An 11,082-nucleotide genomic window follows, 5' to 3' on the forward strand; every position below is an offset into this window, starting at 1 on the left:
ACAGTTATGACCACACTTGCCCTCGCCGCCTGCTCCGAGCAGCCTGCCGGGCCGTCGCCGGTGGGGACGGAGGCGCCCGTCATCGTGCCGGGGAGCCCGGGGGCGCCGGGCCGTACCGCGACGCCGGGAGAGCGGGTCGGACAGACGCCGGCGGCGACGGTGGCCTCGGACGTGCGCTTCGCCGAGGCCATGATCCCGCATCACCGCCAGGCCCTGGAGATGACCTCGCTGGTTAACGACCGCACGACCACGGCTTCGATCCGCTCGTTCGCCCGCCAGATCACCGCCGCCCAGACCCCGGAGATCAAGGCCATGACCGGGTGGCTGGCCGAGCTCGGCCGCTCCGCCCCTGCCGCCCACGAGCACGCGCAGGCGGCGGCGTACGGCATGGCGACGGAGGAGGAGCTGAACGCGCTGCGCGCGGCCAAGGGGACGGCCTTCGACCGCATGTTCCTGCAGCTGATGACCAGGCACCACGAGGGCGCGGTGAAGATGGCGGGGGAGGAACTGGCGAGCGGCCGGGACCGGCGCATGCGGCTGATGGCGAAAGACGTGTACTCGGGTCAGAGCATCGAGATCGCCCGCATGCGAAAAGTCTTGGAGACGCTGCCCGCCTAGATCGCTAGGACGGCCAGAGCATGTTGGTCAGCTCGGCGTCCAGGTCCATGTAGTCGGTTTCCCGTCCCGCCGGGACCTTCTCGTACGTGCGGTGGAGGAACTCGGTGAGCGGCGCCAGCGGCACTTCGAAGAGCGCCTGCCCGAACGGGGACGTGAGACTGATATGGAGCGTTCGCTCGCCGTCGGCACGCGCGGGCCACACCTGCACGTCGCCGTCGCCGACACGCCTGACGATCCCCACGGTCAGCAACTCGCGGGCAAAGATCCACTCGACCGGTTCGTCGTTCCCTACGTGGAAGGCCATGCGGATGGCATACGGATCGTCGGCTGTGTAACTCAGTCCGGCGAGCAGGGGGACGGTAGTACGGTCGGGGACCACAAGCCGAAGGCCAAGCTCGGCGGAGACGGTGGTGCTGTGCATCGTCAGCCAAACCTTTTCGTCGTAGGTCCCCTCTACGGGGCTTTCACTGCTCTGACGGACTTCGTCCTGAGCTATGACGCGGAACGAAGAAACCTGTAGGAAAGATTCCGCTCCAAGGGCCTTCTGTAACGCACATCACAGCTGGACATTTAGGCATCTACCAGGCTAAACGGCATCAATCGGGTCGTATTTACAAGGGTTTTGCGTCTTGTGGAGCCTGCCCCGGCGCGCCGACCATGAACGTTTCTCGCCAAAAGATCGCGACCGATGCCAACCGGAACACGACGATGGTATGCCACCGACGCGCCGTGCCGATGGGCAACCGCCGCGTTTCACCCGAATCCCTCCCCATCGCCTTCGCCGCCGCTCCCGGAGCCCCGCCCGAACCGTCCCTCCAGCCGCCACCCGACCGCTTCGCTTCGCCAGCAGGTGCCAGAGTGCGGTATGGTTTTCCCCGTCGGCACCGCGAGGAGCCGACAGGGCGGGCGATTAGCTCAGCGGGAGAGCGCTTCGTTCACACCGAAGAGGTCACTGGTTCGATCCCAGTATCGCCCACCGAGGTCAAGGGCCACATCCCAACACGGGGAGTGGCCCTTTTGATCTTCCAAGTGACTAACTGAGTGACTGTCCTGCTCCGTTGTCGTTACCTGGGAAGATCCGATCCATGACGGTCGCGCCGTCCTGGATGACGGGTTTGATCTGATGACGGTAGACCTTCTCGGTGACCGCCGAACCTCCAGCGTGGCCGATCAGCCGGGCAATGTGCTCGACCGGGACGCCGTCTGCTGGCGGCAACGAGGCGAAGCTGCGCCGCATCTCCCGGGGGCGTCCAGTCGCCGCCGACCGAACCGGCTCGGGTGGTGACTCGCCGGAACTCCCGACGGACATTGCCTGCGCTCATCTTCGTGCCATTCCGAGTGGCGAACACCAGACGTGCCTGGCCCTCCTGGTCCGGCACGATCCCATGGGCGCTCACGTGGTCCCAGAACGCGGCCAGGCGAGCTCGCGCAGTTCCCCTCCGTTCGGGCCCTGTGAGCAGCGAGAGGGCCATGTAAGCCCAGAGCCAAGGCTTGGCCTGCCTGGCGGCCTCGAGCACCGCTTCAGCCTGCGTGAGCGTCAGCGATTTGGAGGGCCGGCCAGACTTTCCCTTCGGCAGCTCAGAGAGCAAGACGACGTTTCGTTTGACCTGGTCGCGGGCTTGTGCCCTGGTGATGGCCCGTTTGAGGATCGAGCGAAACTCTTGCAGTGTCCGCGTGGAGACGTGTTTCGCTCGCTCGGCGAGTGGGAGGTATGCGAGGGCGCCTGGCTGCAGCTGTCCAGCGGACATGCGTCTGTCACCGCGACCTCCAGTCGGCTGCGTTTCCAGGTGGAGGACATCGCGGCAGAGACCGCCAAATTGCGGGGTCTGGGCGTGGAGGTGGCCGAGCCCACCACGCTGCCGAAGGTGGTGGTGTTCACCGACTTCACTGACCCGTGGGGCAATCGGCTGGGCCTTCACCAGGACATCGCAATCATCGCGCGCAAGCTCGTGTCCCGCTCCATCATCTCGACGTGTTCTGCTGGATTTCAGGTGAGCGCCCGTCCACTTCGTCGGACGGATTGCGCTCGGAAGGCACCGGGGGGTTGGTCTGTGGCGTGGTGTCGGCACGGAGGGGGGCCTCGCGGATGAGCCAGGAGACCGCGAAGGCGACCACGGAGAGCGCGGCGGCGCCGATGAGGATGGTATGCAGGCCGCTGGTGACGGCCAGCCGGACGGTGTCGGCCGCCTGGGCAGGCAGGCTGGGCAGTAGGGCGGGGGTGAGTTCACCTCCTGCGGTCAGCCGCTCGGCCGTGGCTGGGCCCAGGTGGGTGGCCAGGTCGGCGCGCATCCGGGCGGCGTACAGGGTGCCCAGCAGGGCGATGCCGAGCGATCCGCCGATGGTGCGCAGCAGCGTGAGTGTGCCGCTGGCGGCGCCCATGTCGCGCGGGTCGGCGCTGTTCATGGTGATCAAGGTGGTGCTCTGCATCACCAGGCCGATCCCCGCCCCGATGAGGAGGGTGAGAGCCGAGGCGAGGGCGGCGGGGGTATCGGCATCGAGCCGGAACAGGGCCAGCGCACCCGCGATCATGAGGGCTCCGCCGAGGATGGGATAGATGCGGTAGCGGCCGTTGGCGCTGATGAGACGGCCAGTGACCAGCTGGGCGCCGAGCATGCCGAACATCAGCGGGAGCAGCAGCATGCCGCTGACCGCCGGGGAGGAGCCCTGAACGAATTGCAGGTACTGCGGCAGGTAGTTGGTCACAGTGAGCATCACCGCGCCGACCAGGAAGCTGAGAACCTGGGCGAGGGTGAAGTCGCGGTCGGTGAACAGCCGGGGCGGGATGATCGGCTCCGCTGTACGGTGCTCGACAGCCACGAAGGCCGCCAGGGCGAGCAGGGCGATCGCGCCGAGCGTCCATGAGGTTCCGCCCGCCAGTAGGGTCAGGGCCACGATGGCCGTGGTCAGCAGGGCCGCTCCGGCGTAGTCGATGCGGGGCCGGCGGCGTTCGGCGGGCGGCAGGTGGACGCGGGTGACGATGAGCCGCAGGGCCAGGGCGCCCAGGGGCAGGTTGACGTAGAAGGTCCAGCGCCAGCTGAGGTAGTCGGTGAGCAGGCCGCCCAGCAGGGGCCCGCCGACGTAGGCGACCGGCATGATGACCCCGATCATCGACTGCAGCCGGCCGCTGTCGCGGGGTGGCACCAGGACGCCGATGATGGCCAGCGCGCCGACCATGAGCCCGCCCGCGCCGAGGCCCTGCACGGCGCGGAAGGCGATGAGCTGGGTCATGGTCTGGGCCAGGCCGCAGAGCGCGGACCCGGCCAGGAAGAGCGAGATGGAGGTGATGAAGGTGGCCTTGCGGCCGAACAGGTCGCCGAGCTTGCCCCACAGGGGGGTGGTGGCCGCGCCGGCGAGCATGTACGCGGTCACCACCCAGGGCAGCTGGTCCAGGCCGCCGAGTTCGCCGGCGATCGTGGGCAGCGCGGTGCCCACGATCAGGCCGTCGAGCATGGCCAGGAACATGCCGATGAGCAGTCCGAAGACGCCGAGACGGGTCATGGCGGTTCAGGCGGCGTAGGGGCGGGCGGTCCTGGCCTCGCGCAGCGTGTGAGCCCACCATGCGAGACGGTCCAGCATGACCTTGGCGGCGGCATCGGCGGCCGGGTCCACGGCGTGGCCGTCGCCGTCGAACTGCGCCCAGGGGTGCTGCAGGCCGACGCTGTCGCGGATGGTGACGGCGTGCAGTTCGGCCAGGACGAGCCGCAGGTGTTCGACGGCGCGCAGTCCGGCGGAGAAGGCGCCGTAGGAGACGAACGCGACGGGCTTGGCGTGCCACTCGGTGGTGTGCCAGTCGATGGCGTTCTTCAGCACGGCCGGGTAGCTGTGGTTGTACTCGGGGGTCACGATGACGAAGGCGTCGGCCGCCGCCAGCCGCGGTGACACGGCCGCCAGCAGGTCCTTGGCCTCCTGCGTGGCGGGCGGCTGCCCGAGCACGGGGAAGACGGTCGGCAGGGGGGTCTCGATCAGGTCGATCAGGTCGGCGCTCATGTCGTCGCGCTGGTCCAGGTGGTCCATGACCCAGTTGGCCACGGCGGGGCCGAAACGTCCGTCACGGGTGCTGCCGAGAATGACCGCGATGTTCAGCATGATGCTCCTTAAGGTGTGTACGACGTATCCGTCGCGATACAACGTACACATTCGTGTGTACGTTGTCTACTTCTGATACGTTGTATACATACGCGAGGAAGGGATCTGCGGGATGGCCATCGACAAGAGCGAATCTCTGTGGGAGCGGTTGGAGCGTCCGTCGCCGGCTCCCCGCCAGACGTTGTCGCCGCAGCGCATCGCCACGACGGCCGTCGCGGTCGCCGACGCCGAGGGCATGGAGGCCATCACCATGCGCCGCCTGGCCGCCGAGCTGGGCGTCGCCCCCATGGCGCCTTACCGCTATGTGTCCGGCAAGGACGACCTGCTGGAACTCATGGTCGATCACGTCTACGCCGATCTGCGCCTGCCCGGCGGCCTCGACTGGCGGCAGAGCCTGCGCACCCTCGCTGTACGGACGCGCGAGCTGATGCTCCAGCACCGATGGCTGGCCCAACTGTCCCCGCAGGCCAAGCTCTCCCTCACACCGAACCGGATGACCGTGGCCGAGCAGGCCCTGGCAGCGCTCGACGGCCTGGGTCTGGACGCCGACACGATGATGAGCGTCTTTCGCTCCGTGGACGCCTACGTGCACGGCGCCCTGAGCTACGAAAGCGCCGTCAGCACTGTCATCAGCGAGCAGAGTCTGTCCGGCGGAGACGAACTACGCGACGAACTCGCCCCGCTGATGATGTGGCACATGCGAACCGGCCGCTATCCGACCTTCCAGCACTACCTGCGCACCGCCACCCGCAAAGACGACACTGCATGGCAGTTCGACATCGGCCTGGACTGCCTCCTCGACGGCATCGCCACCCGCCTGGGCATCTGAGGCGCTCGCCGCCGGTGTGGCCGCGGGCCTTGGCGTGCGGTTTCAAATGGATCAAGCGCCCCAAAACGGCGCCGGGCTTCTTGATCGCGATTGTGGTCCGGGAGGGTCTGAGTGCGTGCGGAGTGGGGCCGGATGAGCTGATCGGCTCGTGGACAAAGTCCGCGAAAGCCCCGATCGGGCGACACGCTGCACCACAATCCGCTGCAGCGGACACTTAATGCTTAACCTTGGAAAACGGGCGCACACGAAGGCCGACTCATAGACCACCGGCGTGGACGCGCCATGCGACCCGGGACGACATTTCGCGGCGGCACGCATTCGACCTTGAACGTGCGGGTTGCGGCAACGAAGGGAAAGCCATGACGAACGCCTCGCCGCACATCACCTCCTTGGCGACCGTGCCACCCGCATTCGAGAACGAGCTCGGCTCGGTCACTATGGTCGACGCCACCGTACTGCCGATCCTCAACCGGCTCTCGCTCAAGCGCGTCGTCCTCGAGCCCGGCGCGATCCGCGAGCCGCAGTGGAATGTCAACGCCAACCAGCTCGGCTACTGCCTTTCCGGCACGGTCCTGGTGTCGATCCTCGGCAACGCCGACGCCTTCTCCTCGTTCATCGTCAGCGCCGGTCAGATGTATCACGTCGAGTCTGGCGCCGTTTACCACATCGAGAACCTCGGTGCCGAGCGCGCCGAGTTCCTCCTCGCCCTACGCAACGAGCGCCCGCAGCATTTCTCGCTGCACGCCAGCTTCAACGCCATGACCGATGCGGTGCTCGGCAACACCTATGACCTCCCCTCATCGGCGTTCGACGCCTTCGACCGGTCTCCGGCTCAGCAGATCGTCCGCCGTACCGGTGCCGCCGACGTCCCGTCCACGGCTGGGCTGCCCAATGCTCACCTGTTCGACGCCGAAGGCCAGCACGCGCCGCTGTCCTACGCCTATGGTGACGCTCGCCTGGCCCGCAAGCAGTATTGGGCCGCTCTGGAGGACATCTCCATGTACTCCCTGCGCATCAGGGAGAGCGGGATGCGCGAACCGCACTGGCATCCGATCACCGCCGAGATGGGATACGTCGAGAAAGGTCACGCCCGCATGCGCGTCCTGGACCCCGACAACACCCTCGACGAGTATCTGCTCGGCCCCGGCGACATGTACTTCGTGCCACGAGCCTTCCCGCACCATATCGAGGTCATCGGCGACGAGGACATCCACTTCCTCATCTTCTTCGATCAGCCCATGCCCGGCGACATCGGCTATCGGGCCACCGCGTCGGCGTTCTCCCGCGAAGTCCTCGCCGCGAGTTTCCACATTCCCGAGCGTGAGCTCCCTCAATTCCCCTTCACGCCGATCGATCCGCTCATCGTCGCCCGGGCCAACCCCAGCGATCCTGTTCGACAATGACGGCTCGCGGCTCTTATTGCGAGTCCCGCTTCGGCGACATGAAGAAAAGGGAACGCATCAGCTCCTTCCCTCCTATGATCGCCACGGCGAGCAGAATCGCGGCACACGTGAGCAGCAGCGTGAGGGTGAGCCATGCGGTCGCACCGAAAATCGCGCAGCCGACGGTCAGTCCGGCGAAGACGAAGAACTTGACCCGAATTCTGGCCAGGGAAATCGGAATCACTGTCCCGGGCGAGGCATGGTTCTCGTCGGACCCGGTGTGGTCGTGCATCGAAAGACCCCGTTCACAGGTCAGAACAGCAGGAGAACCGGCAGCGAACAGCCGAGAAGAGCGACGATCGCCGCGGCAGTGCCTGCGATCCAGGTCGTGTGCGGGGCGTTGACGAGCGGACCCATCAGCGACCGATCGCGGCAGAAATGGACGAGCAGGAACAGCACCACAGGCACGCCGAGGGAGATGATCACCTGACTGAGAATCAGCAGGTCGGTCAGTGACGCGCCGGAGAACAGCGCGAGGACGGCCGGCGTCATGGTCACGATCCGGCGCACGTGCACGGGCACCCGCCAGCCCAAGAAACCCTGCATCACGATGTCGCCTGCGAGTGTTCCGATCCCGGAGGAGGAGATCCCGGACGACAGGAGCGCGATGGCGAAGGCGAGGGCGGCGGCTCCGCCTATCCTGGCGCTCAGTTCCACGTGGGCGGCCGGCAGGTCGCCGGCCCACGCACCGCCGGTCGCGGCACCGAGCCCGGCGCCGAGGGCGATCATCGACACATTGACGACCGTGGCGACGCCCAAGGCCAGTGAGCAGTCGAGGCGCAGGATCCGGCGGACGAGGTCTGGCTGCGAGCGGGCGGCAGCGGTCGTCATGCCGCGTCCCTGCACCAGCGCCGAGTGCAGGTAGACCGCGTGGGGCATCACCGTGGCGCCGACAATGCCCATGGCCAGGAGCAGCGCCCCCTCACCTCCGAGGCTCGGGATCAGCCCGGCGGCGAGTCCGCTCGCGGACTGGTTTCCGGTGACGATGATGTCGTAGCCGACGCCCGCGCCGACGAACAGGAGAGCCGCGGCGCTCATAAGTTCGAACGGGCGGGTCCGGCCCTTGCGCCGCAGTTCCAGCAGCGCGAGCGACACCACCGCCGTTGACACCGCCGACACCCCCACTGGCATGCCGAACAGCAACTGCATCCCGATCGCCGCGCCTATGAACTCCGCGAGGTCGGTCGCGAGCACGACGACTTCGACCTGCAGCCACAGCATGAGGCTGCCCGCCCGGGTGAACCGCTGCCGGCACAACTGCGGCAGGCTCTTCCCGGTCGCCATGCCGAGTTTCGCCGCCTGGAACTGCACGAGGATCGCGACGAGACTGGCCACCACGACGACCCATACCAGGGTGTAGCCCAGTGTCGCGCCCGCGGTGAGGTTGGTGGCCACGTTCCCGGGGTCGACGTACGCGATCGCCGCGACGAAGGCCGGCCCCAGCATGGGGGCCACCTGGGTGACTCTCTTCCCTTCCGGCCTCGCAGCGGTGGTGGCGGTGCGGAGATCGACGGCCACGCCGCCGGTGCGCCTGGTGGGGATGATCCACAATGGTGCGCTTCTGCCGGACCACCTACTCGAATTCATCGGCTTGGGGCGAGCAATCACCGAGCTTCCCTAATGATTAGGTATTTGACATTCTTCCGTGTCGCCAGAATCGGCACGCCGAGTCAGAGGTGCCCACACAAAGAGGGTCGTGAAACACGATCATTTCACGAAAGGATCGGATCGATATCGTGGGACTGATAAATGGCTATCAATCCATTCGAAGATCTTTATCTTTAGGTTTCCCTGCAAATCGAGGCTCCAGCGCGGTCAGCGCGCATCGACGCCGACCACTGCGGCCAGGGCGCGCAGCGCGATCGCGTACGCCGTGGCGGTGTTGCGGTTGTCAATTGTGCGCAGGAACGCCTCGACGGCCGCGCCGAGCCCGGCCGCGCCGAGCCCGGCTGGACCTGCCGGCGGGGGCCCGTCTCCTGGCCGCTACGGCTGGGCGACGCGCAAAGGACGGCCGGCGCGTGCTGCCTGTGCGGGACCGGCCTTACCGCCGTCATTTACATGATTAATCATGATCGTTAGTGTCGCTGGCATGAGTCTCGTCATCACAGTCGCGCGAGTCGGAGATGTGCACGCTCTGATCCAGTCAGCTGGATCTCTCTTCCAGGAGGACGGAGGCCGACGGGATCCGTTCATGGACGCGGGCTGGCCGACGCGGAGTGGGCTCGACTACTACATGGGAATGATCACCAACCCGGGAAGCCTGGCCCTTCTCGCCCGCCGTGACTCGACCGAGGGGGCGGTCGTAGGCCATCTCACGGGCCAGATGAGGGCTCCGAACGAACGCAGGCCGAAAGCGGTTGTCGCCGAACTCGTGAGCATTCGCGTCGCGGAGGAAGAACGCGACCACGGTGTCGGTGCGAAGCTTGTGGAGCACTTCTTCGCCTGGGCGAAGGCGCAAGGAGCCAACCAGGCAACGGTCTCCGCGTACGCCTCCAATACCGATGCGATCCGCTTCTACCAGGCCCGACGGTTCCAGCCCGAGCTCATCCAACTCAAGATTGATCTATAGCCCGTTGATCGGCTACCTCGCGGCCGGCGTTCCGACTGCACACCCCGACCGACGATTCAGAGGATCCAAACGAAACCGCCGGGCGGGGGAGGGGGCAGGCAGCCCGTGACGAAGGCGGGCAACGGTCAGCGGAGGTAGGAGGCGCCGTTGAGGTCGAGCACGGCGCCGCTGGCCCATTCGGCGGCCGGGGAGGCCAAGTAGATGACGGCCGCCGCGATCTCGTCAGGCCGCGCCACCCGCCCGAACGGGCTCTGCGCCCGGATCTCGTCCCCCCGAGGGGCCTTGAGGTGCTCGTTCGTCATGTCCGTCTCCACGAACCCGGGCGCCACCCCGGCCACCGCGATCCCGCGCGGGGCAAGGGCGATGGCCAGCGACTGGCCCAGCGCGTTCAGCCCGGCCTTGCTCGCCCCGTACGCCGGGCTGTTCGGCTCGCCGCGGAAGGCGCCGCGCGAGGAGACGTTGATCACGCGGCCGCCGGCGGGCATGTGCTGGACGGCGCACCAGGTCGCGTTGGCCGGGCCGATCAGGTTGGTGTCGAGCGTGCGCTGCCAGGCCGTTCGCCACTCGTCGTAGGACGTCTCGGTGAGGGGGTGGTGGAGGAAGACGCCGGCGTTGTTCACCAGGACATCGATCCCGCCCAGCTCCTGCGCGGCCGCGTCCACCATCAGCCGCACCGCCTCGGGATCGGCCAGGTCGGCCTGCACGATGACGTGGCCCTGACCGGGCAGCTCCTCGAGAAGGCTCTGGGCCTCCTTCGCCGAGTCCCGGTGGTGGATCGCCACCCGATCGCCCTGCGCGGCGAACGCCGCCGCGATCGCCCGCCCTATGCCCCTTGACGCACCTGTGACAAGAACTCCACGCCCGCTCATTCGCCGTACGCTAGCAGGGCAGCCTTTGACCGCGACGCGCAGAGGCGCCTTTCGGGTTCGCGCACCGAGGCGGCCCACGCAACTGCTGCCGTACCGGACGAAGACCATCGAGCAGATCGTGCGCGAGGAACGCGCGTTGGGCCACTGCGGCGGGGGATGATCAGCGCAACCGCCGCTCCAGCAGCAGTGCTCCGCGGCCGGCCAGGAGCGAGGCGCACCATCTGTGCAGGTCCGCCGGCTTGGGCCCGCTCATCGATTCCTCCTCCAGCAGGTCGGCCCAGTCGAGCAGCGACTCCGCCAGCATGAGCGGCACGCCGCGCCGCTCGTGCACCTCGGCCGCGGCCTCGAAGTGCTCCGCGGCGCGCTGCGGCGAGCCCATCGCCACGCACAGGTGCGCCAGGTAGTGGTGACCGCAGTGGTGGGCCACCGTGCTGTGGCCGAACGTCTCACCGTCCGAGGCCAGCGAGTCGTACAGCTGCCCCGCCAGCTCCACCCGCCCCAGGCGGGAGGCGGCCACGGCGAGGTTGTCGAGGGCAGACCGGTGGGCCATGTTGCGGGGCGGCGTCGCGCCCCCGTAGGCGAGGATGCGCTCCAGCAGGGGAGCGGCCTCCTCGTCGTCCATCTCGCACAGGTAGCGCAGCACCGCGTGCACCGGGTCCACGCGCGGCG

At 67.5% G+C, this 11,082-nt stretch carries 12 protein-coding genes and 1 tRNA gene; 5 read left to right on the top strand and 8 right to left on the bottom strand.

Going from position 1 to position 11,082, the window contains the following annotated elements; all coding sequences use genetic code 11:
• The first annotated feature begins 6 nt into the window (after positions 1–6).
• Positions 7–618, top strand: a complete 612-nt coding sequence (locus AB0J09_RS16295; protein ID WP_360690674.1) for a DUF305 domain-containing protein — start codon at positions 7–9, stop codon at positions 616–618.
• Positions 619–622: 4 nt separating this feature from the next.
• On the opposite strand, the gene AB0J09_RS16300 is transcribed toward AB0J09_RS16295, so the two are convergent.
• Entirely contained in the window at positions 623–1,039 is a 417-nt protein-coding gene (locus AB0J09_RS16300; protein ID WP_185077163.1) for an SsgA family sporulation/cell division regulator, read from the bottom strand.
• A 483-nt stretch (positions 1,040–1,522) separates the two neighbouring features.
• Here AB0J09_RS16300 and AB0J09_RS16305 point away from each other — a divergent pair.
• A tRNA-Val gene (locus tag AB0J09_RS16305) sits at positions 1,523–1,594 on the top strand.
• A 57-nt stretch (positions 1,595–1,651) separates the two neighbouring features.
• On the opposite strand, the gene AB0J09_RS16310 is transcribed toward AB0J09_RS16305, so the two are convergent.
• The 3 genes from AB0J09_RS16310 to AB0J09_RS16320 form a co-directional block, all read right to left on the bottom strand.
• On the bottom strand, positions 1,652–1,855 hold the full coding sequence (locus AB0J09_RS16310; RefSeq protein WP_360690678.1) for a hypothetical protein: 204 nt from the start codon (positions 1,853–1,855) through the stop codon (positions 1,652–1,654).
• Positions 1,856–2,580: 725 nt separating this feature from the next.
• A complete protein-coding gene (locus tag AB0J09_RS16315; RefSeq protein WP_360690681.1) occupies positions 2,581–4,116 on the bottom strand; it encodes an MDR family MFS transporter in 1,536 nt (511 codons plus the stop codon).
• A 6-nt stretch (positions 4,117–4,122) separates the two neighbouring features.
• On the bottom strand, positions 4,123–4,704 hold the full coding sequence (locus AB0J09_RS16320) for an NAD(P)H-dependent oxidoreductase (RefSeq protein WP_360690684.1): 582 nt from the start codon (positions 4,702–4,704) through the stop codon (positions 4,123–4,125).
• Positions 4,705–4,816: 112 nt separating this feature from the next.
• Between AB0J09_RS16320 and AB0J09_RS16325 the strand changes: the two genes are divergently transcribed.
• Together AB0J09_RS16325 and AB0J09_RS16330 are read left to right on the top strand one after the other, a co-directional pair.
• Entirely contained in the window at positions 4,817–5,533 is a 717-nt protein-coding gene (locus tag AB0J09_RS16325) for a TetR/AcrR family transcriptional regulator C-terminal domain-containing protein (protein ID WP_360690687.1), read from the top strand.
• Between the two features lie 359 nt (positions 5,534–5,892).
• Complete coding sequence (locus tag AB0J09_RS16330; RefSeq protein WP_360690690.1) at positions 5,893–6,936, top strand: cupin domain-containing protein; 1,044 nt, start codon at positions 5,893–5,895, stop codon at positions 6,934–6,936.
• Positions 6,937–6,949: 13 nt separating this feature from the next.
• On the opposite strand, the gene AB0J09_RS16335 is transcribed toward AB0J09_RS16330, so the two are convergent.
• A complete protein-coding gene (locus AB0J09_RS16335) occupies positions 6,950–7,207 on the bottom strand; it encodes a hypothetical protein (protein WP_360690693.1) in 258 nt (85 codons plus the stop codon).
• A gap of 20 nt (positions 7,208–7,227) precedes the next feature.
• A complete protein-coding gene (locus AB0J09_RS16340; protein ID WP_360690696.1) occupies positions 7,228–8,562 on the bottom strand; it encodes an Nramp family divalent metal transporter in 1,335 nt (444 codons plus the stop codon).
• Between the two features lie 502 nt (positions 8,563–9,064).
• On the opposite strand from AB0J09_RS16340, the gene AB0J09_RS16345 reads away from it, so the two are divergent.
• The gene (locus tag AB0J09_RS16345) at positions 9,065–9,544 is read left to right on the top strand and encodes a GNAT family N-acetyltransferase (protein ID WP_360690699.1); all 480 of its coding nucleotides are present in this window, start codon (positions 9,065–9,067) and stop codon (positions 9,542–9,544) included.
• A gap of 125 nt (positions 9,545–9,669) precedes the next feature.
• Here AB0J09_RS16345 and AB0J09_RS16350 read toward each other — a convergent pair whose 3' ends face one another.
• Together AB0J09_RS16350 and AB0J09_RS16355 are read right to left on the bottom strand one after the other, a co-directional pair.
• On the bottom strand, positions 9,670–10,413 hold the full coding sequence (locus AB0J09_RS16350; protein WP_360690702.1) for an SDR family oxidoreductase: 744 nt from the start codon (positions 10,411–10,413) through the stop codon (positions 9,670–9,672).
• 160 nt (positions 10,414–10,573) lie between these two features.
• On the bottom strand, positions 10,574–11,082 hold a 509-nt coding region (locus AB0J09_RS16355), incomplete at its 5' end, for a hypothetical protein (RefSeq protein WP_360690705.1).

This window comes from Nonomuraea sp. NPDC049784 (genome assembly GCF_040659615.1).
Taxonomy (GTDB): Bacteria; Actinomycetota; Actinomycetes; order Streptosporangiales; family Streptosporangiaceae; genus Nonomuraea.